The sequence below is a fragment of the Streptomyces sp. NPDC111656 genome (assembly GCF_055656965.1).
Window position 1 is genome coordinate 8,062 of sequence record NZ_JBVKCA010000039.1, and the last position, 21,335, is coordinate 29,396.

The window sequence follows — 21,335 nt, forward strand, 5'->3', positions numbered from 1 at the left end:
CCGTGCGCCGTCACCCCGCCCGATGCCGTCCCGCCCGCGCCCGCGGCTGCCGCACCCGCACCCGCACCCGCAGTGGCCGGGCCTGCCGGGCCTGCCGTGTCTGCCGTGTCTGTCCTCCCCGCGCCCCTGGCGGCCGGGTAAGGGGTGCGGGGGGCCGGTCCGCCGTGCCGCGGGGGCGGGTTCTGGGGTCGGGGAGGGCGGATGAGCAGCCAGGACGTGCCGCAGGGCGCTGTTCTTGCCGTGGTCCATGAGCCGGTGGCGCTGTCGCCGGGCGGTCCGCTGGTCCTGGAACTGCGCGGCCCGCTGGGCCCGGCGGACGCCGAGACGGTCGCCGCCCGGCTCGCGCAGCGCCACCGTGCCTTCGGTGTCGCGCTGGACAGTCACCGGCCCGGTCACCACACGCTGCGCCTGACCCCGCCCCCGGCGGGCGGGTTCGCCGCGCTGCCCGCGGACCTGCTGGCCGACCTGCTGGCGCCGCCCCCGCCGGGCGGGGAGGTCCTCCCGGTCACCGGACACCAGCAGACCCTGCTGCGCGCCGCCCTCACCCCCGCCGGCACCAGCACCAGCACCGGCGACAGCAGCGACGGCAGCACCAGCAGCGGCAGCAGTGACGGTGGCGACAGCAGTGACGGTGGCGGCAGCGGTGTCGGTGGCGGGGTCGAGCAGTTGTACTGGGACTGGTCCGGGCCTTTGGACGTGGCGCGGTTCGCCGCGGCGTGGCAGTCCGTCGTCGACCGGGAGTGTGTGCTGCGGGCGTGTTTCGACTGGGTCGCCGCGCCGCGTCTGGTGCTGCACGCCCGGGCCGGGGCGGACATCGCGGTGTGTTCCCCGGCTGCCGTCACCTGGTCCCAGCTGCTGCGGCGGGACCGGGCGCGGGGGTTCGCGCTGCACCGGCCGGGGCTGCTGCGCCTGACCCTGCTGGAGGCGGAGCCCGGCGCGGGCGCGGCGCCGCCGCGGGTGCTGCTGACCTATCACCCGGCTCTCCTCGACGAGCGGGGTGTGCACCTGCTGCTGCGGGAGTTCTACCGCGCCTATGCCGGCGGCGGCGTCCTGCCGGGCGGGGAACGCCGTCCCGATCTGCGTGACCATGCCCGCTGGCTGGCCGGCCAGGACACCACGGCCGCACGGCAGTTCTGGGCCCGCGCGGTGCCGCCGCCGCGGGCCGCCACCCGTCCGGGGCGGCCGGGCGGCGCCACCGGGCAGAGCGGGCCCGGTCTGCTGCACACCCGGCTGCGGGCGCCGGAGACCTTCCGGCTGCGTTCCTGGGCCGCGCTGCGCGGGGCCGCCGAGTCCAGCGCGCTGCACCTGGTGTGGGCGCTGCTGCTGTACCGGGCGGCGGGCGCCAAAGGGCCGCTGCCGGTGAGTTTCGGGGTGCAGCTGTCGGGCCGGGACATCGCCCTGCCGGGTGCCGCGGGCATTCCCGGCCTGCTGGACAGCCCGCTGCCGATGACCGTGACCGTCGATCCGGCCGCCCCGCTGGCGGACCTGCTGCACCAGGTCCGCGACACGCTGCTGGACCTGGCCGCCTACCCGTGGGCCAGCACCGAGACGATCCGTGCGTGGGCGCCCCGCCCGCCCGCCGCCCCCGGCCCCGCTGCCGGCCCCGCCCCCGGTCCCGCTGCCGGTCCTGCTGCGGGTCCCGTTGCGGGTGCGGGTGCGGGTGCGGTCTGCGGTGCCGGCGGCACTCTGGTGCGTTTCGACGGCCCGCTTGTGCTGCCGAAGGTCCTGCGCAGCGAACTCGCCGCCCAGGGCGTCCACGCGGACACCCCCCGCAGCGCGGCCGGCAGCGCCGGCGGGCCCCTCACCCTCGCCGCCCGGCACGACAGCGCGGGCGGCCTGGTCCTGGGCCTGTTCCACGACCGGGCGCAGCTGGCGGACGAGGACGCCGCCGCCCTGCACTCCCAGTGCGTACGCCTGCTGCGCGCGCTGCCCGACTACCGGCAGGCCCAGGCCAGTGCGGGAGCGCTGCTGGAGCTGCTGGCCCGGGCCGCGATACCGCGCATGGCCCGGCCCGTGCCGCCCGCGCCGCAGCACGCCCTGACCGTGCTGCGGCCCGGGCATCCGCACGCGGACGTGATCTGCCTGGTCACCGCCCCGGGTGTGCCGGCGGGCAGCTACGACCTGTTCGTCCGCGGCCACCGCGGCCCGGAGAAGATCGTGGCCGTGCACGGTGACGGCGCGCCGGGCGTGCTGCCGGCCGCACTGGACCGGGCACCCGGGCCGGGCCGGCGCCTGGTGCTGTGCGGGTGCGGGCCCGGGGGGAGGGCGGCCTACGAACTCGCCCAGCGCACGCCGCATGCTCCCGGCACGGCTTTGGCCGTGGTCATGACCGGCATCGGCGACGCCGCCGCCAGCGCGTCCGCCCTCGCCCGCGGGGTGCGCTCCGTCCTCACCCCGCCCCCCTGAACCCGCCCCGCCCCGTGCCGGAACTGCTCCCGCCGGAGCCGGGCGTACGTCCGCTCGCCGTTGCGCATCCGTCCCGCCGGTGGTGGCGCTCTCCCCTTCCCCGGCGGGCCCCTGCCGGTGCCCCGCCCCTCCGGCAGGCGGCGTGCGAGGAGTTCCCCGCTCACCCGTACGCCGGCCAGGCACCCGGCCGGCGTACGGAGCGCCATCCCTGCGGCCGGTACCGGATACCGGGAGCCTGGCCGCCGCCCGCGAGGCTGACACCGGCCTGCCATCACGGCGTTCAGCTGCATCCCCAGATCACCGCCGGCGGGGTTCCTCGCACCGGCGCCAGGGTGTATCCGGCTTCCAGCGCGTATCCGGACAGCGAGCCCGGGGAGCGCATCCGGCCGCCATCGGCTGCGGTGGCCGGGGCGGCGTTCAGCGGCCCCGCCGAGGCGACTCCAACCGGCCCCGGCGGGAGGGGTGTTCGGGCGCACTGAGGGGTGGCGGCGAGGCGAAGCGGCCCCGCCCGGGCCCTGCGGTGCGACGGTGGCTGTGGACCGGCTCGCCTTCAACGCCCCCTGGCCGAGACCGGCACCGCGTCCTGCCGCCTGGCCCGCGCCAAGGCGAACGTCCTGCCGTCCGGGCCGCGCCAGGGCGAACAGGGGCAACGGGACGAAGCAGCGGGATGGCCGTCGGCCGTCAGGGACAGGAGGTGGTGCGGGCGACGTGGGCGTGGAGCAGACGGGGGGAGGATTCAAAACCGTGGCGGGAGTAGGCCGGGATCGCGCGCGGACTGGAGTGCACGGCGACTCGTTCGAGTCCGAGTTCCCCGGCCCTGGTCAAGACGGCGTCGATGAGCCGGCCGCCCAGGCCGCCGTCACGCTCACCGGGAACTACGTATACGCACTGCAGGTCGCCTGATGCCCGCTGCAGAGCGCGCGGACTTGGCACCCGCTGAAGAACCGCCAGCCAGGCCATTGCGATGATCACCTCATCGCGGACCAGGACCATGCAGCGATGCGAGGACGTGTTCTGCCCCGCCCACGTGATGAAGTGCCGCACGAACTCTTCCCGCTCGGTGACGGGCACACCTTCGTTCTCGAGGATCCACTGCCATCGGAGCCCGGCCACGGCGTCCAGCTCATGAGGAGCGGCCGGACGGATGGTGATGTCGTTGTCCACCCGCGCATTGTGCTGTGGTCCGGCCGGCAACGTCATCCGCGCGAGGGGCGCACCCCTTGGTCCTCACCGCGTTCCGCACCGCACCTCCGCCGCCCCGGCGGGGCCGCTGAACGCCGCCTGGGCCACCGCGGTGGCCGGGGTCATGCACCGCATACAGCCCGGCGGCCACCGGCGCGGTTGCACGGGCGTCCGGACGGGCCGGCCTGCGCCGACGGTGCAGGGGTGGACCCGGCGTCCCGCAACGGGTGTCCACGAGTGTGGGGACCATCCGGTGCCGTGCACGCCTCCAGCTGTGCGGTCACCCCGGACACCGCGGTGCCCGGCCGCCGCCGGCCCGCAGCATCCCGCCCGCCGCTGCCCGCCGCAACGGGCAGCGGGCAGTGGGCAGAGGGCAGTGGCGGGGGGCGGGGGCGGGTCTGTCAGGCCGTGAACAGGTCGTAGGTGGAGCTGTGGCGTGGGCCTGCCAGGACGTCCAGCTGGGGGTCGACGGTCAGGACGGCCTGGTGGAGGCGTTGCAGCTGGGGGGAGGGTTCCACGCCCAGGTCCTCGATCAGCCGCACCCGCAGCCGGCGGTAGACCTCCAGCGCGGAGGCCTGCCGGCCGGAGCGGTAGAGCGCCACCATGGCCTGGGAGTGCAGTCCCTCGTGCTGGGGGTGACGGGCGGTCAGTTCGATGAGTTCGGCGATGAGTTCGGCGTGCCGGCCCAGCCGCAGGTCGGCGTCGATGCGCCGTTCCACGGTGACCAGGCGGCTCTCCTCCAGCCGTACCACCTCGATCTCCAGGACCGGCCCCAGCCGTACGTCGACCAGGGCGGGGCCCTGCCACAGGCCCAGGGCCGCCTTGAAACGGGCGGCGGAGACCTCGTCGTCACCGCTCTCGAAAGCGCTCTGGCCCTCCCTCGTCAGCCGGTCGTACTGGTGCACGTCGACGCAGTCGGGCGGGATCTGCAGCAGATAGCCGCCGTGCCGGGTGGCCAGCACCTCCTTGGCGCCGCCCGGCGCACCGGGCCCCATCGCGGTGCCCAGCCGCCGGCGCAGCTGCAGGATGTAGGTCTGCAGCGTGGTCAGCGCGCTCTGCGGCGGCTGTGTCGCCCAGATCTCCTCCATGAGGGTCGGGACGGGCATCACCCGCCCGGGATACAACGCCAGCAGCGACAGGATCTGCCGCGGCTTGCCCGCGCTCGGAACGATGGATCCCCCGTTGACCTCGGCACTCAACGGACCCAGAACCTGAATCCTCACGGTCTCCTCCGTATTCCGCATTCCGTATGTCGTCGAGCTCCTTGTCCCGTTCCACTTTGTTGGCCGGAAATCCGCGCCGCCGCTCACGCTAGCCGCGGCCGTCCCCGTCCAGCGTTTTCCTGGATCCGTTCTCGAGCGGACTTCCAAGTCCGGTGCCGCGTACGGCGTCCGGTGCGCTGGAGAACGTGTGTACGGCCGCTCGAGGAGAACTCCTGGTTCCGCTGTCGCCGCACTCCAGACGGCTACCGTCGGCCCCCTTTCCCGCGCGCCGGCGCGGCGCCGGCCGGATCCGTAATCACCGCCACCGGCGCAGTCAAGACACCATGTCCCCGCCCCCGCCGCATACGCGCCGCACCGCGCGCCGCCCGCGCCGCCCCCGGCCCCGCCGCCCCTCCGCCCGCCCGCACGGGCGGCAGCTGGCCGAAGCGTTTCCCGTTCACCGAGTTTCTACGAATCTCAGTGATTCGCCCATTGCTGGGCGAAGGTCCCCGTCTCACTCAATACCAGGAGGTATCAATGCGGGGTAGACGCTTCCATGCCACCGGCCCCGCAGGACGGGGTCTTACGGTCGGCTCCACGTCCGTTTTCTGTCTCCGGGCCACTCCCGGCGACGTGCCGCTTCACGAGCGCGGCGAGGTTCAGTGCCGCGTTCTCATCCCGGTCGAGGACGAGTCCGCAGTGTTCGCACACGTACATCCGTATCCGGAGAGGCAGTTTGGGTGTCACTGCCTGGCATCGGGAACACGTCTTGCTGCTGGGGAACCAGCGGTCCGCCACTTCGAGCGTTCCGCCGTTCCACCGGGTTTTGCAGGCGAGTTGACGCCGGATCTCGCCGAACCCGGCGTCGGCCACGACGCGGGCGAGTCTGCGGTTCTTGAGCATCCCCGAGACGTTGAGGTCTTCCACCACGATCGTGCCGTACTCGCGGGCCAGGCTGGTGGTGAGCTTGTGGAGCGCGTCCCGCCGCAGGTTCGCGGTGCGGTAGTGCACCCGGTTGCGGGCCGCATCCGCGCGCTGCCAACGCTTCGAAGGCTGCTGCCCGGTGCGCCGGTCAGGGCCCGGACGGCGGGCGGCCGTACGGGACAGGCGGCCGAGCTTGCGGCGCGCGGTGTCGTAGTGTTTGGGGTTCTCGGCCCTCGGGCGGCCGTCGGAGAACACCGCGAGGTGCTTGATGCCCAGGTCGACGCCGATCACCGTATCCGCTCGGGACGGGGTACGGTCGGTGCGCTCGACTTCGCAGGTGAAGGACACGAACCAGCGGCCCGCCTCGCGGCGGACGGTCGCCGACTTCACCACCGCCGTGCCGGCCGCGATCCGGCGGTGCAGCTTCCGTGTGGACTCATGCGCTCTGATCGTTCCCAGGACCGGGAGCGTGACATGCCTGCGGTCGTCTTCCAAGCGGATCGTGCCGGTGGTGAACCGGACCGACGGCGTGGTCTTCCGCTTCGACTTGTAGCGAGGAAAGCCCATACGCGGCCCCTTGCGCTTGCCGCGCTTGGAACCGGACCAGTTCTTCAAGGCCCGGGCGAGCTGATCCAGCCCGGTGGCGTACGCCTCCTTCGAGCACTCCGCCCACCACGGCGCCACCTCCCTCTTCGCTGCGTTCCAGGCCTTGCGCAGGGAATACATCGACCAGCCGAACGACGGCGTCAGACCGTCCTCGGCAATGCCGTAGGACCGTTCCGCCTCCCGCTGCCCGAGGTTCGCTTTCACCTGCGCGATACCCCAGTTGAACGCCACCCGGGCCGCACCGGCATGCCGCAGCAGCGCCCTGGCCTGACCAGGCGTCGGGTCCAGTGCAAACCGGTAGGCGTGCGTGACGATCACCCGATCAGGCTACCGGCCGCCACCGACAACACCCCGACCACCAACGGAAGTTGACAAACGCTGAGATTCGATGACGAAGCCCACAGCAGTTGAGAACCCCCGCTCCCGCACACGCCCCCGCCCCGCCGTGTGCAGTGCTCTTCGAGCGCAGTGAGAGCGGTTCTTGAGCCCGGTGGCCGACGGTGTCCCCACGACCGAAGGAGGGGGTATGGGAACGCCGGAGCACCACGAGCCCGTCCTGCGCGTGGAACGCGGGCAGGCCAGCGACGAGGAACTGGCCGCACTGACCGTGGTGCTGCTCGCACTGCGCGCGGGCGGCGCGTTCCCCCGCCGGGGCAGGCCGGTCAACGGCTCCCGCTGGTGGCGGCCCCGCACCCGCCGGGCCCCGCGCAGCTGGCAGTGACACCGCCCCCGGCACCTGCCGGGGTCCGGCGCGGCCGGCCGTGATGCGGAACTCCCCGCCCCAGAAAGGGACCTGACTTGACTTCTCCCCTTCTTGAAGGGAGGGGGATTCTTACGGCTCGCGCCGTGAGGGTTTCTGCTTCGTTGTCGACTGCCCGTCCGGAGTACTGCGTTGAGGTCTTACACCAGTCACCGCCAGCCCGGCGGCCAGAAGGTTGTGTGCCGCGTTCACGTTGCGGTCGTGGGTCGTCCCGCAGGCGCACGTCCAGGTGCGGACGTTCAGCGGCATCTTGTCCTGCAGGGTGTTGCAGGCGGAGCACAGACTGGAGGAGGGGAACCACCGGTCCACCGCGATCACTTCGCGTCCGTACCACTGGGCTTTGTATTCCAGCATGCTCCGGAACTCGCTCCATGCCGTCTGCACGTGCCGCAGCGTCTGCTGGAGGGGGACCGAGGGCACCTCGTTGAGGTAGGCCAGTTCCCAGGTCTTCTTCCACTCCGTCAGCATGGCCGAGGTCTGGTGGTAGCTGACCCGCTCCTGCCGCGCCCACCCCTCGGTACGGGCGGCGAGCGCCAGGTTGTAGACCTTCCGCACGCAGCCGAACGTGCGCGACAGCTCCGCCGCCTGCGCATCCGTCGGACAGAAGCGGTACCGATACGCCCGCTTCACGTGAGTGCTCACAACTCACAAACTGTCGCATCAACTAGTGGCTATCTGCTGGTAGTTGGCCGCGATCGACGGTCCGCCCTGGCGGCGGATCGTCTTTCCCTGCCCTGCTCCGCAGGAGTCCGATTCCTCTCCGCCCTGAAGGACGGAGTATCCACGGAGGGAACAGATGACCACCGCCCCCGCCCGCACCCAGAGCCCCGCCCCCACCCCCGCCCAGGACCCGGCCCCCGCCCAGGGCCCGGCTGACATCCGCGGACGCGTGGCTGAACTGCACGCGATCCGCGAGGCGGCCCGGCTGGGCCCGGGGGAGAAGGCGACCGCCGCGCAGCACGCCAAGGGCAAGCTGACCGCCCGGGAACGCATCGCCCTGCTGCTGGACGAAGGCAGCTTCCAGGAGGTCGAGCAGTTGCGCCGGCACCGGGCGACCGGGTTCGGCCTGGAGGCCAGGAAGCCGTACACCGACGGTGTCGTCACCGGCTGGGGCACGGTGGAGGGCCGTACGGTCTTCGTCTACGCGCACGACTTCCGTATCTTCGGCGGCGCGCTGGGCGAGGCGCACGCCACGAAGATCCACAAGGTCATGGACATGGCCATCGCGGCCGGCGCGCCGCTGGTCTCCCTCAACGACGGTGCGGGCGCCCGCATCCAGGAGGGCGTCTTGGCGCTCGCCGGCTACGGCGGCATCTTCCAGCGCAACACGAAGGCGTCCGGTGTCATCCCGCAGATCTCGGTGATGCTCGGCCCGTGCGCGGGCGGCGCCGCCTACAGCCCCGCGCTGACGGACTTCGTGTTCATGGTCCGTGAGACCTCGCAGATGTTCATCACCGGCCCCGACGTCGTCAAGGCGGTCACCGGCGAGGAGATCACCCAGAACGGGCTCGGCGGCGCCGACGTCCACGCGGAGACCTCCGGCGTGGCGCACTTCGCCTACGACGACGAGGAGACCTGCCTCGCGGAGGTGCGCTACCTCCTGTCGATGCTCCCGCAGAACAACCGCGAGAACCCCCCGCACGCCACCCCCCACGACCCGCCCGGGCGGCGCGGCGAGTCCCTCCTGGACCTGGTCCCCGCGGACGGCAACCGCCCCTACGACATGGCGAAGGTCATAGAGGAGATCGTCGATGACGGCGACTGCCTGGAGGTCCACGAGCGCTGGGCCCGCAACATCATCTGCGCGCTGGCCCGCCTGGACGGCCAGGTGGTGGGCATCGTCGCCAACCAGCCGCAGTCCCTGGCCGGCGTGCTGGACATCGAGGCCTCCGAGAAGGCCGCCCGGTTCGTGCAGATGTGCGACGCCTTCAACATCCCGATCGTCACCCTGCTGGACGTTCCCGGGTTTTTGCCCGGGGTGGACCAGGAGCACGGCGGGATCATCCGGCACGGCGCCAAACTGCTGTACGCGTACTGCAACGCGACCGTGCCGCGGATCTCGCTCATCCTGCGCAAGGCCTACGGCGGCGCCTACATCGTCATGGACTCCCAGTCCATCGGCGCCGACCTCACCTACGCCTGGCCCACCAACGAGATCGCCGTGATGGGCGCGGAAGGCGCGGCAGGCGTCATCTTCCGCCGGCAGATCGCCCAGGCCGCCGACCCCGGGGCCATGCGCGCCCGCATGGTCAAGGAGTACAGGGCCGAACTCATGCACCCCTACTACGCCGCCGAACGCGGCCTGGTCGACGACGTCATCGACCCCGCCGCCACCCGCGAGGTCCTCATCCGCTCCCTGGCCATGCTGCACGCCAAACACGCCGACCTGCCCTCCCGCAAACACGGCAACCCCCCGCAGTAACCCCAGCCCCCCGCCCCGTCCCGGACTTCCCCGCCCCGGACTTCCCCTTCTTTCCGCCCCCTTCCCCCCTTCCGCCTCTTCCCGTGCCGGGAGCAGACCCGGCGGTCTGCTTTGCGGGCCGCCGGGCGCGGCGGGCGGAGCCGGGGCCCGGCCCCTCCCCGGAGGGCGCGGACCGGGGGATTCCGGCGCCCCGGCGGCCTGCCGCCCGTCCGCCACCCGACAGAAACAGCATGAACGGTCTAGTATTGACAGACCGGACGTGCTGTTTTGTAATCGTGGGTGCGGCACGGCACACCGACCAGGGGAGACGGCGTGGACATCGACGTACTGGGCGCACTGGCGGTGCGGGAGAACGGGGTGTCCATCACCCCGACCGCGCCGAAACCGCGGCAGGTCCTGGCTCTGCTGGCGCTCCACGCCGACCAGGTGGTGCCGGTCGCGGCCCTCACCGAGGAGCTGTGGGGCGCGGCCCCGCCGCGCAGCGCCCGCACCACGCTGCAGACGTACGTGCTGCAGCTGCGCGAGCTCCTCGCGCAGGCGCTGGGGGACGACCGGGCCGCCGCCAAGGACGTCCTGATGACCCTGCCGGGCGGCTATCTGCTCGCCTCCGGCGGCGGCAGCAGTGACGTGCGCGCCTTCGAGCGGCTCGCGGGGGAGGGCTACCGGTCCATGGACCAGGGCGCCTTCGCCGAGGCGGCCCGCACCCTGGGCCGGGCGCTGGCGCTGTGGACGGGGACCGCGTTCGCCGACGTCCAGAGGGGGGCGCAGCTGGCGATGGAGGCCCGGCGGCTGGAGGAGAGCCGGCTGTGCGCGCTGGACCAGCGCATCGAGGCCGATCTGCGGCTGGGCCGCCACCGCGAACTGCTGCCCGAACTGACCGTGCTGACCAGCCGTTACCGCACCCACGAGAATCTGCACGCGCAGTTCATGCTGGCCCTGCACCGCTCGGGGCGGCGCAGCGAGTCGCTCAGCGTCTACCACCAGCTGCGCGCCACCCTCGATGCGGACCTGGGCCTGGAGCCCTCGCCGCGGCTGCGGCGGCTGCAGCACTCGATCCAGACCGCGGCGCCGGAGGCGGCACCGGCGCCCGCCCCCGCCGACGGCGCGGGCCCGCCCGCACCCGCGCGGGTGCGCTGACACGCCGCGGACCCGCACGGCAGGGCGGCCTTCGCGGGGCGGCTCATTCTTTGGGCGGAGGGCCGCGGCGGCGGCTGGTTCCCGGGAGCCAGTCACCGCCGGCGCAGATCACCACGGCCGGGGATGCGGCGGGGTGCCGGCGGCGCCCACAATGCCACAACGGCCACCCGGGACACGACCCTTGGAGACGCCCACCATGACATCCGTCCCCCAGCCGCCCGCGGCTGCGCCGACGCCCGTGGCCGACGTGCTCGCCGAGCTCACCGCGGTGCTGGCGGGCATGATGCGCGTCGAGCCGCAGACGCTCGACGCGCAGGAGCCCTTCCGGCTGCTGGGCCTGGACTCGATGCTGTCGGTCGAGTTCGTCGCGGCGCTCAACGCCCGCTACGGCACCCGGATCGCGGCCACCGCACTGTATGAGCACCCGACGCCCCAGGCACTGGCCCGGCACGTCGCGGCCGAACTCGGCACCCCCCGCCCCGCCGCACCCACACCCACACCCACACCCGCACCCACAGACACGGACACAGCCACAGCCGCGGAGGCAGACGCGGCCGCGGATGCGGATACGGATACGGATGCGGCCGATGTGGGTGTGGAGGCGGTCACGGACACGCTGCGGGAGCAGCTCGCCGGGATCCTGCACTGCGGGCCGGGGGACATCGAGGTGAGCGCGCCGTTCGCCGCGCTGGGGCTGGACTCGATCCTGGCCGCGGAGTTTTTGGCCGGCATCAACCGCACCTACGGCCTCAGCGAGCAGGCCGACCTGCTCTACGACCAGCCCGACCTGGGGGCCATGGCGGCGTACGTCAGCGCGCGGGCGGCGCACCGCGCGCCCGCGCCGGGCCGCCGTGGCGCGGCTTCTGCCGTCCCGGCCGGGCAGGCGGGGCCCTTTCCGGCGGGCCCGGCGCCGGGCGGCGCCCAGGGTCTGCCGGCGGCGGGGGTCGATCTGGACGCGCTGCTCGACGCGGTACGTGACGAGGTGCTCAGCATCGACGAGGCGGCCGCCCTGCTGGCGGCCCGCTCCGCCTGACGGACCGTCCCAGACGAAGGGCGCACGAGGATGGACACCCGGGAGATCCTGACGCGGTTCAAGGGCGGCACCCTGCGGCGTGAGCACGCCGTGGCCCTGCTGGCCGGCACTTCGCCGGCCGTGGCCCCGCCGGTCGTGGCCCTGCCGGTGACGGCGGACCGTGAGCCGCTGCCCGTTCCCGGCCCCGGTCCTGGCCCTGTTCCCGGTACCGGTGCTGGTGTCGGGGCCGGGGCCGGTGCGGGCGTGCCGTGTGCGGTCGTGGGGATCCAGGGCCGTTTCCCGCAGGCGGGGGATCTGGAGGCGTTCTGGCGCAACGGGCTGCAGGGGCGGATCGCCGAGGCCGCGCTCCCGGGCGGCCGGCGGTCGGCGTGTGCGGGCTGGCGGGGGCATTTCCTGGACGGTGTGGAGGAGTTCGACCCGGACCTGTTCGGGCTCGGTGCCCGGGAGGCGGCGGGGCTGGACCTGCGGGAGCGGCTGCTGGCGCAGAGCGCGTGGCAGACGCTGGAGAGCGCCGGATACGCCGGAGCGCGTCTGCAGCACCTCACCGCTCCCGACGGCACGGCGCGCAGCGTGGGGGTGTATGCCGCTCTCGGCCCGGCCGGCGGTGCGCTGCCGCCCGCCGGGCACCGGCACACCGCCCCTCCGGCTTTTCGGCCCGGTCCGGCCGCGCGGCTGTCGCGGCTGCTCGATCTGCGCGGGCCCAGTCTGAGCGTGGACAGCGGTGACTCCTCCTTCCTGACCGCGCTGCACCTCGCGCTCGGTGCGCTGCGCGCGGGCGAGTGCGCCGCGGCGCTGGTCGGCGCGGTCGAGCTGCGCCTGCATCCGGCGTGCCAGCGGCCCGGCGCCGGTGAGGGGGTGGCGGCCGTGCTGCTCAAGCCGCTGGCCGCGGCCCGTGCCGACGGCGACCGCGTGCACGCCGTGATCCGCTCCAGCGCGGTCGGCCACCCGGGCCGCGCCGCCCCCGGCCCGCAACACGGCCGGCTGGTCGGCCGGGCGCTGGCCGCGGCCGGCCTGCGGCCTCCGGGCACGGGCCCGCAAGGCCCGGACGCCGGCGGGCAGTCGGAGGTGCCGGACGCCGGCCTGGAGGCTGTGGGGATCGCTCTGGAGGAGAGTTCCCGGACGGTGGCGGCGCTGGTGGGTGATGCCGGGGCGGTGACCGGGGCGGCGGCCCTGGTCCGCGCCGTGGGGCAGCTGCGCCATGCCGTGCTGCTGGCCGGCCCGGACCGCCCCGCGCCCGCCGCCTGGGAGCCGGTCCGCCGCGACGACGGCACCGTGCTGCCCCGCAGGGCGCTGGTCAGCGTGCCCGGACCCGCAGCCCCTGCAGACCCCGCAGGCCCCCCGGACGCCGTGGACGCCGCAGGCCCCGCAGACGCAGTGGACGCGGCAGACACTGCGGACGGCGCGCAGGACACGGCCGTCACGGACGGCGCGGCCGTCACGGACGGTGTGGACGGTGAGGAGGGTGTGGACGGTGGGGAGGGTGTGGGTGCGGTGCTGGTCGTGGAGGAGGCGCCTGCCGTCCCCCGCGCCCCGGCCCGTACGGGCCCGCCGCCGGGCACGCGTCCCGCGGAACTGGTGCTGCTGTCCGCCGCGACGCCCGCGCACCTGGCGGCCACCGCCGGCCGGCTCGCGGCCCGCCTGTCCGACAGCGGCGGCCGGGACGGCGGCCCGGCGGCCCCGGATCTCGCCGCGGTCGCGCACGAACTGCGCCTGGGGCGGGCGGTGTTGCGCTGCCGTCTGGCGGTGACCGTCCGCACGGTCGCCGAACTGGCCGACGCGCTGGCCGGCTTCGCCGCGCACCCCGGCCCGGGCACCGGCCCGGCGGGCGTGCGCAGCGCCGACCTGCGCGGCGCCGTGGGCCCGCCGCTGATCGAGGGACTCGAGGAGACCCGCGCCTATGTGGCCGCCCTGTGGCAGGGCGGCCGCCTGGAGCAGCTGACACGGCTGTGGCTGGCCGGGGCCGACGTCTGCGCCGTACTGCCCGCGCATCCCGGCCCGGCCGCCGTCGAGCTGCCCGCCACCGTGCTGCGGCCCCGCCCGCTTCAGCCCGGCCCCGGCACGGACGGAGCACCGCAGTGACCACCCGCCCCGCACCCCCGGCCACCCCCGCCCCCGGACCCGAGCCTGCCCCTGCTTCCGGGGCGGGGGGCGGGGAGCCGGTCAAGCTGTGGCTGTGTCCCAACGACGGCCTGCCGCCCGAGGTCGCGCTCCTGCTCGCCACGCACTGGCTGGACGCGCAGGAGCAGAAGACCGCGAGCCGCTTCCTGTTCGAACGCGACCGGCGCCAGTACCTCCTGGCCCACACCCTGGTGCGGCGCGCGCTGGCGCTGGAGGCGGGCCTGGCCGAGGCGGAGCTGGTCATCTGGCGTTCCGCGCGGGGACGGCCCTTCTTGCGGCCCGCCGCCGCGGGAGGGCCGCGCGGCGGGTCCCAGCTGGACTTCAACCTCTCCCACGCGGGCGGCTACAGCCTGCTGGGCATCGTGCGCCGGCACCGCATCGGCGTGGACGTGGAACGGCTGGAGGACCGGGACGAGCGGGCCATCACCACCATCGTGCGCACCTTCGCCGCCCCGGAGCGGGAATGGGTCGCGCGCGCCGCCGAGGGGCCGGCCCGCGACCGGCGCGCGCTGCGCGTGTGGACCCTCAAGGAGGCCTACTCCAAGGCCCGCGGCCTGGGTCTCGGGCTGCCCTTCGACGCGTTCGTCTTCACGCTGGACGACGAACGCGGCGTACGCGCCTTCACCCCGCCGGCCGACGACACGGCCCGCCCGTGGCGGTTCGCCGAACTGGAGCCGGTGCCGGGCGTGCTGGTCGCCGTCGCCGTCCCCGCCGACGAGGCGCAGGACCCGGTCGTGCACCTCGGCTACGGCTTCCCCTGGAGCCGCGCGGCCCTGCGCAGCTTCCCGCTGCCCCGCCCGGTGGGCGGACACCCCTCGGCGCTCCCCGCATAAGACACGAGGCGAATCTCCCTGGTTCAGCAGGGAGAGCAGTCAAGCGGTCGGCCTGGCCGTTGCCGCCCCCCGACACCGTGCTGCGGCAGGGCCCCCTACCGGGTCCGGGCCGACGGCACCGCGACATCAGCCCGGACCCGCTGCCGCCGCTGGCACGGCCCCCGTTCGCACCGCCCGCACCGCCTGTACGGGTTGAGGCCGGTGCGGGGGGCGTGGGGCGCGCCGATCTCCAGCGGGTTTCGAAGGGGTCTCGAGCCCGGGCGCCGACCGTGGGGCATCCGGACATCCGCTGTTTTTGCTGTCTGCCGCCGGGAGGTCGTGCCGTGCCCATCCTCAGGTATCTGGAGAGCCCGCTGGACGACCTGCTGCGGCGGGCCGCGGCCCGTGACGCGGACGCCCCGGCCGTCACCGTGGCCGGGACGGGGGCCGGGGTGACGTTCGCGGCCCTGGACCGGGAGGCGGACCGGGTCGCCCACTACGTGCGGCGCGCCGCACGCCGGGCCGGCGCCGTCGTCGCCGCGGTCACCACCCTCGATACGGTCTTCCCCGCCGTGTACTACGGCACCGTCCGCAGCGGCCACCCGCTCGCCCTGCTCGACCCGCTGATGGGGCCGGCCGCCCTGTACGAGGTGTGCTCGGCGGCCGGGGTAGAGATCGCCTTCGTCCCCGCCGCGCTGGCCGGGCTGCTCGCCGGGCTCGGTGACCGGCTGCCCCTGCTGCACACCGTCGTCCTCACGGACACCCCGGCGGATACGGCCACGGACAGGCCGGCGGGTGCGGGCGGGGGTGTGCCGCTGGCGCGGGCGCTGGCGCCGGTGCCCGCCGGTGTGCCCGTACGGACACCGGCGCCGGGGGTGGACGCGGTGGCGTGCCTGCAGTTCGCCCCGGACGGTGCGGGCCGGCTGAACGGGGTGCGGCTGACGCACCGCAACCTCCTCGCGGGCGCCGCCCAGACCGCGCTGGCCCACCGCCTGGGCCCCTCCTCCGTCGTCCTCAACCATCTGCCGCACTACCACGCCGTGCACCTCAACTCGGCCGTGCACGCCGGGGCCCGGCAGGTGCTGTGCCCCGGCCCGGATCCCTTCGGGGCGCTGGAAGCAGCCGTGCGGGCGGGGGCCACCCACTTCTACGCTCCGCCCGCCCGGCTGCACCGCCTCGCCGGCGACACCCGGCTGGGCGGGGCCGGTGCCCGGGCGGGCGGCGGCCGGCTGAGCGCCCTGCACGTCAGCGGCGGCGCGCTGGAGCCCGGCCGCGCCCGCCGGCTGCGCGACGCGCTGCGCGTGCCGGTCCTGCAGGGCTACGGCCTCACCGAGGTGTGCACCCTCTCCCACCACCAGCCGCCCGGCTCGCGGCCCGGTCTGGGCGCGGTCGGGGTGCCGCTGCCGGGCACCGAGTGCCGGGTCGTCCTGCCGGGCGGCACGCTGCCCGCGCCGGTGTGGTCGACCGGCGAGGTGCAGATCCGCGGACCGCAGCTGAGCCCCACCGCCCCGGCCGGGGCGGTGCCGGACGCGGACGGCTGGCTGTCCACCGGCGACACGGGCTATCTCGACGCGGACGGCGGACTGCACCTGGTCGACGCGCCCGGGGCCGTGTTCGCCTGCGACGACGCTCTGGTCGCCCCGGCCGTGGTGGAACGGGTCATCGGCCAGGACCCGCGGGTGGCCGACTGCATCGTCGCGGACTGGCCCGACCCGGCACGCGGCGCCCTGGTCTGGGCCGGCGTGGTCCTGCGCGAGAGGCCCCCCGGCGACGGCCGCGGCCTGCTCGACATCCTCGACTCGGTCGCCGAACAGGCCAACGCCCGGCTCGGCCCCGGCGAGCAGATCCGCCGCCTGGAGGCCCTCGACACCGTCCCCCGCCGGCCGGGCGGCCGGCCCGCCCGCCGTGAACTGCGCCGCCGGCTGCACGCCCTGGCCGCCGTGGAGGCCGCCGCCTGATCCCTGCCCCCGGCGACGCCTGCGGCCTGGTCCTCGACCGGGACGCCAACGCCGCACACAACCTCGCCGCACTCGCGGCAGCCGCAGTAACAGGTACCGCAGTGGCCGGAGACCCGGACGCCGTCAAGGTGTCGAAGCCTCGTGGAGCCGACCAGAAGACCCGCACCACCCGTCCCCGCCGCACGGCGGGGACAGGGCGGCCAGGTGGCGCAACCCTGCCGCACCAGCGGCGGACGGAAACGAAAGACCGTCCTCAAGCCGAAGCCCCAACGCTTGGGTGATGTGACGGACCTTCCGGGCAGAAAACCCCGGAATGCCGAGAGCCGCTGAGGCTCTGAGCAACGGATAGCGGACGGGTCGTGGCCCGCTGGAGCGCACCGGACACGGCCGCGCCCGCCGCCTACGGTGAACAGGGCGGGACATCCCAGGACCCGGCAGGACAACCCAGGACCGGCGGGACATCCCGGGAGACAGGGAGGAGAGCGCCATGGACGAGCGGCACGCCACACTCCGCGTGCTCCCCGCACCGGCCCCCGTTCCCGGCGAGGCGGCCGGCCCGGCCCCGGCTCCGGCCCCCCGCCCGGGCGCGGGGCCGGGCGTGCGCGTGCACGTGATCGGCGAGGACCCGCTCGCCCGCCGCGGTATCACCGCCCTCCTCGAGGGCCACCCCGACATCCGCGTCACCGGCGAGAGCGAACCAGGACCGCCGCTGCTGCGCGCGCTGGCCGCCCGGCCCCCGCACGTCCTGGTCGCCCACGGCGCGCCCGGCGGCGGACAGCTTGCCGTGCCGGCCTTCGGCGGCGGTGATCTGCCGCTGCTGACCCTCGGCGGCCCGGGCCGCACCGACGCCGCCGGCCGGGCGGCAGGCGGCCACCTGCCGGCCACCGCCACCGCCGGGCAGCTGGCCTCCGCGGTCGTCCTGGCCGCCGCCGGATACACCCTGGTGCACGGCCCCACCCCGCCCCCGCCCGGGCGCCGGCCGCCCGCCGGGCCCCTGGCACCCATCTCGCCCGTCAGCCCCGACCGGCTCACCGACCGCGAGTGCCAGGTCCTGGACCTGCTGGCCCGCGGCCTGTCCAACGGCGAGATAGCCCGGGCGCTGACCCTCTCCGAGCACACCGTGAAGACCCACGTGCAGAACCTGCTGCACAAGCTGCGGCTGCGCAACCGCGTCCACGCCGCGATCTACGCCTTCGAATCCGGCCTGCGCCCTGCGGCCGCCCCCCCGCGCCCGGCCGCCCCCACGCCCGACGCCCCCTCCGGCTGACCTCCTCCGCCCGCACACACCACACCGTCCACGAAGAACGGCACTCCTGACCTGACTCCGTTCCCGGGTCATTTCCCCGGCTCACGCCAACTTTTGGGCCACGGCACACAGCGGCGCGGCGAAACGCCGTTGAGTGGTAGCGGCCGTGGAGCAGGCTGCTGCGTCCGTCGCCCCGGTCCGCGGGACGGCGATGCGGACCACATCGCCTGGACGCCGTCGTTCTCGAGGACCTGCCCCGGGCGGGCTCGTCAGAGAACAGGTCATCCGAGGGCGGATGGCGTGTGCTGGTCACCATCCACCGCGCTCACCCGGGTACCGCCGGCTTTCCGTTGGAGGCAGCCGCCGTCGTGATGCACATCTGCCCCAGAGGGAGCGGCAGATACCGCGTCTGCGTGACCGGGGGCGGGCAGAGCGGGGATAATCGGCCGCATGGCTTCACCGTCCTCACCCGTGTCCTTGCCGTCCGCCGCCGAAGTTCTGCGGGAGCGGTACGCGGGTCGCCTGCCCGCCTCGCTCGACGAGCTTTCCGGACCCGCGCAGGGCCGGGTCGAACTGCCGCTGCACGTCGCCTGGTCCGGGCTTCGCGCCTACGACCTGGACCGGCCGCGCCAGCGCATGAGCCTGTACCGCACGGTCCTTGCCGAGGGGCAGCGTGACGACCTGACCACCCTGCTCGACCGGGACCTGCTGGTCGCCCAGTGGCCCGTGCTGCGCACCCTGGTCAGCAGGCACATCCGCCTGGTGTGGGAGGACGCTTTTCCCGCGCTCGCCAGGCGGACGCCGACCGCCGCGTGAACCTCAGCGAGCTCCACCGGCGGCTCTTGGCCGATGTCCTCGCGATCGGCACGCCGTACCCCTTGATCATCACGGGTGGATACGCGGTCCAGGCCCATGGGCTGGTCGACCGGCTGAGTCAGGACCTCGACGTCGCCACCGAGAATCCGGCCCCCCTGACGGACATCGTCCACGCTGTAGAGCACGGTCTGCTCCAACGTGGCTGGGCCGTCACGGTAGTCAGCGTGGACCCGCTCTCCGCACGCCTTGTGGCCGCGGTCCCCGCAACCGGCGAGGACTGCGAAGTGGACATCCTCAAAGAGAACCTCTGGGCACCGCCCGTGGAAACGGAGTACGGCCTGGTCCTCGCTCTTCCTGACGTCATAGGCACCAAGGTCCGCGCCCTGGCTGACCGGGGCGCGGTAAGAGATCTCATCGACGTGCACGCCGCCGCCGAGCATCACACCACGAACGAGCTCGAACGGCTCGGCGAGCGGCACGGCCGCGACGAGTTCCGCCTCCAGGACCTCCACGACCGTCTTGCCGGCGCCGAGTGGTACGACGACGAGGAGTTCGCCGCCTACGGACTCACCGAGGACGAGACCTCACGTCTACGGGTCTGGGCCCAGCATTGGGCAAGCGACCTCGACCAGCGGCTCGGCGCAGACGACCACGAGATCTGATGCTGCGGCCGCTCGTGTGCGGGCCGGTATCACGCAGCTCACCGTCGGCAGTCGGCCGTAGATCGTCATGGGGTCTGCTGGATCAAAACGTGCCAGTGGCCGGGGAAGTTGAGGAGACAGGGGGTTTCTCGGCGCCTCAGCCTCCGGGCCACGGCTCCGGCAGGGACGGTGACGCAGGTCCACACCCGGCGCAGCAGAGGGTTGTGGCTCGCTTCGGTCCCCGTCAGCGGTGCGAGCCGGGCTGCGGCCCGGGACCAGCCCGATCGCGCCCATCGGCTCATGCAGCGGCCCGGTCGCCCGGCCGTGCCGTTGGGCGGGGCACGGGGTGCAAGGGGTGCAAAGGGGCACGGGGCTACGTGGGTTACGGGCCGGGCGGGGCGCAGCGTCTGGGCCAGCCGATGTCCTCGTCGGACGGCGTGTCCGGCGCGGGCGGGGCGGGGTGGCCGGTGTCCGCCGCCGGGGAGGGGCCGCCGCCGCATCCCGCGGTGGCCGTCCACGCCGCCCACCGTGGTGCGCACACCGATGGCCTCATCGTCGACTCCCGGGCGTTGACCTGCACAAGGACTCCGCACCCGGCCGGGTGCGCCGGCCGGGTCCTGCCGAGCGTGCCCCGCCGCGCTGGAGGAACGCTGGAGGAGTCCACGAGAGGCGCGTGAGAGACGCGTGAGAGACGCGTGAGAGCGGCACGAGATTCCCGGCGGGGGCCTGGCAAAGGTTTGCCCGCGTGTTGCCCGGCGCCCTACGCTCAAGGCGGCTCCCGGCGAAACTTTCTTGCCCGCTCACCCCAGGGGATTCGGTCATGCTGCGACAGCCCGCGTTCGGACACCGCCTGAAAAAGCTCCGGACGGCCCAGGGGCTGTCGCAGACGGCGCTGGCCGGCGAGGGCATGTCCACCGGCTATCTCTCCCGCCTGGAATCGGGGGCGCGCCAGCCCACCGACCGGGCCGTGGGCTATCTGGCGGGCCGGCTGGGCCTGGACGTCGCCGACTTCGAGGAGCCGGCCACCGGTTCCCTGGCGCACGCGCTGACGCTGGCGTCCTCCACCGGTTCCGCGGACGCCATCGGGGCGCTGCGCGCGGCGCTGGCCGCCGAGGGCCATGAGAGCGCGGTGCTGCGCTGGCAGGCGCTGTGGCTGCTGGCGAGGGCCGCCCGGCTGCAGGGCGACCACGCCGCCGAACGCGCGGACCTCGGCCGGCTGGTGGCGCTCGGCGACGAGGTGGGATCGGCCGAGCTGCGGGTGCGCGGGCTGACCCGGCTGGCCCGCTGCCTGCGCTCGCTCGGTGAGATCACCCCCGCCCTGGACGCGGCCGTCGCCGCCCACCGCCTCGCCCTGGGCGAGGACCTGGGCGTGGAGGACCGGGCCGCCGCGCTGCTGGCGCTGGTGTCGGTGCAGGCGGAGGCCGGGCAGGTGCCGGAGGCGCGGGTGCACGCCGACGAACTGGCCGCGCTGGTCGCCGGCCGCACCGACGCGCTGTGGGCCGAGGCCATGTGGACGGCCGCCGCCGTCCGGGTGCGCCAGGGCGACCACACCGGGGCGCAGGCCTTTTTGGACGCGGCCCTGGAGCGTTTCAGCAGCCAGGAGGACCTGGTGCTGTGGCTCAGGCTGCGGCTGGCCGCGGGCCGGCTGCACCTGCAGACCCTGCCCCCCGACCCCGCGCGGGCCGAGGCCTGCGCCGCTCAGGCCGAGGCCGCCCTCGCCTTCGTCGGCACGCCCGCCCTGCGCCAGGACCTGACCGCGCTGAAGGCCGATCTGGCGTTCGCCACCGGCCGCTACGACGATGCCCGCGCCCTGCTGGGCGACCTGGCCGGGGACGAGCCGAGGATGACCTACCGCGACCGGGTGCGGCTGGAGATCCTGCGCCAGCAGCTGCTGATCCTGGGCGGCGACGCCTCCGGCGTGGAGGGGCTGCGCACCCTGGCGCAGCAGGCCCAGGCGGACGCCAACATCGACCTCGCGGCGGAGATCTGGCGGACCCTCGCGGACGCCCTCGCCCAGTCCCGGCCCGCCCCGGCCGAACCGGCGTGACCCGCCGCCCGCGCCCGGCCGGACC

16 protein-coding genes are annotated in these 21,335 nt (G+C 74.6%); 12 read left to right on the top strand and 4 right to left on the bottom strand.

The genetic code is table 11. The features are described 5' to 3' along the window. Positions 1-201: 201 nt before the first annotated feature. A complete protein-coding gene (locus ACZ7M3_RS49830) occupies positions 202-2,406 on the top strand; it encodes a condensation domain-containing protein (RefSeq protein ID WP_472073063.1) in 2,205 nt (734 codons plus the stop codon). A 681-nt stretch (positions 2,407-3,087) separates the two neighbouring features. Here ACZ7M3_RS49830 and ACZ7M3_RS49835 read toward each other — a convergent pair. The 3 genes from ACZ7M3_RS49835 to tnpB all read right to left on the bottom strand — a co-directional run bounded on the left by ACZ7M3_RS49835 (position 3,088) and on the right by tnpB (position 6,638). After that, positions 3,088-3,570, bottom strand: a complete 483-nt coding sequence (locus tag ACZ7M3_RS49835) for a GNAT family N-acetyltransferase (protein ID WP_472073065.1) — start codon at positions 3,568-3,570, stop codon at positions 3,088-3,090. A gap of 419 nt (positions 3,571-3,989) precedes the next feature. Beyond that, complete coding sequence (locus ACZ7M3_RS49840) at positions 3,990-4,811, bottom strand: AfsR/SARP family transcriptional regulator (protein WP_351313756.1); 822 nt, start codon at positions 4,809-4,811, stop codon at positions 3,990-3,992. Positions 4,812-5,324: 513 nt separating this feature from the next. Beyond that, positions 5,325-6,638, bottom strand: coding sequence for an IS607 family element RNA-guided endonuclease TnpB (gene tnpB / locus ACZ7M3_RS49845; protein ID WP_472073067.1), 1,314 nt, complete (start codon positions 6,636-6,638; stop codon positions 5,325-5,327). Between the two features lie 208 nt (positions 6,639-6,846). Between tnpB and ACZ7M3_RS49850 the strand changes: the two genes are divergently transcribed. Further along, a complete protein-coding gene (locus tag ACZ7M3_RS49850; protein WP_067383529.1) occupies positions 6,847-7,041 on the top strand; it encodes an acyl-CoA carboxylase subunit epsilon in 195 nt (64 codons plus the stop codon). Positions 7,042-7,152: 111 nt separating this feature from the next. Here ACZ7M3_RS49850 and ACZ7M3_RS49855 read toward each other — a convergent pair whose 3' ends face one another. Then, positions 7,153-7,722, bottom strand: a complete 570-nt coding sequence (locus ACZ7M3_RS49855; protein ID WP_472073069.1) for a zinc ribbon domain-containing protein — start codon at positions 7,720-7,722, stop codon at positions 7,153-7,155. A 154-nt stretch (positions 7,723-7,876) separates the two neighbouring features. Here ACZ7M3_RS49855 and ACZ7M3_RS49860 point away from each other — a divergent pair, with 154 nt between their 5' ends. From ACZ7M3_RS49860 to ACZ7M3_RS49905, 10 genes are all read left to right on the top strand, one after another. After that, a complete protein-coding gene (locus tag ACZ7M3_RS49860; RefSeq protein WP_472073071.1) occupies positions 7,877-9,502 on the top strand; it encodes an acyl-CoA carboxylase subunit beta in 1,626 nt (541 codons plus the stop codon). Positions 9,503-9,814: 312 nt separating this feature from the next. Continuing rightward, on the top strand, positions 9,815-10,639 hold the full coding sequence (locus ACZ7M3_RS49865) for an AfsR/SARP family transcriptional regulator (protein ID WP_472073073.1): 825 nt from the start codon (positions 9,815-9,817) through the stop codon (positions 10,637-10,639). Between the two features lie 196 nt (positions 10,640-10,835). Then, complete coding sequence (locus ACZ7M3_RS49870) at positions 10,836-11,672, top strand: phosphopantetheine-binding protein (RefSeq protein WP_472073075.1); 837 nt, start codon at positions 10,836-10,838, stop codon at positions 11,670-11,672. A 30-nt stretch (positions 11,673-11,702) separates the two neighbouring features. Beyond that, complete coding sequence (locus ACZ7M3_RS49875; protein ID WP_472073077.1) at positions 11,703-13,751, top strand: beta-ketoacyl [acyl carrier protein] synthase domain-containing protein; 2,049 nt, start codon at positions 11,703-11,705, stop codon at positions 13,749-13,751. Further along, positions 13,748-14,623: a 4'-phosphopantetheinyl transferase family protein gene (locus ACZ7M3_RS49880; RefSeq protein WP_472073079.1), complete on the top strand. Its 876-nt coding sequence runs from the start codon at positions 13,748-13,750 to the stop codon at positions 14,621-14,623. The genes ACZ7M3_RS49875 and ACZ7M3_RS49880 overlap by 4 nt, the downstream gene beginning before the upstream one ends. 323 nt (positions 14,624-14,946) lie before the next feature. Further along, a complete protein-coding gene (locus ACZ7M3_RS49885; RefSeq protein WP_472073081.1) occupies positions 14,947-16,560 on the top strand; it encodes an ANL family adenylate-forming protein in 1,614 nt (537 codons plus the stop codon). A gap of 487 nt (positions 16,561-17,047) precedes the next feature. Then, entirely contained in the window at positions 17,048-17,827 is a 780-nt protein-coding gene (locus ACZ7M3_RS49890; RefSeq protein WP_472073083.1) for a response regulator transcription factor, read from the top strand. A 429-nt stretch (positions 17,828-18,256) separates the two neighbouring features. Continuing rightward, on the top strand, positions 18,257-18,622 hold the full coding sequence (locus tag ACZ7M3_RS49895; protein WP_358739870.1) for a hypothetical protein: 366 nt from the start codon (positions 18,257-18,259) through the stop codon (positions 18,620-18,622). Continuing rightward, positions 18,619-19,284 carry a nucleotidyl transferase AbiEii/AbiGii toxin family protein gene (locus tag ACZ7M3_RS49900; RefSeq protein WP_358739868.1) on the top strand — a complete coding sequence of 222 codons (666 nt, stop codon included), beginning with the start codon at positions 18,619-18,621 and terminating at the stop codon, positions 19,282-19,284. The genes ACZ7M3_RS49895 and ACZ7M3_RS49900 overlap by 4 nt, the downstream gene beginning before the upstream one ends. 799 nt (positions 19,285-20,083) lie before the next feature. Next, on the top strand, positions 20,084-21,310 hold the full coding sequence (locus ACZ7M3_RS49905) for a helix-turn-helix transcriptional regulator (protein ID WP_355311756.1): 1,227 nt from the start codon (positions 20,084-20,086) through the stop codon (positions 21,308-21,310). Positions 21,311-21,335 lie beyond the last annotated feature (25 nt).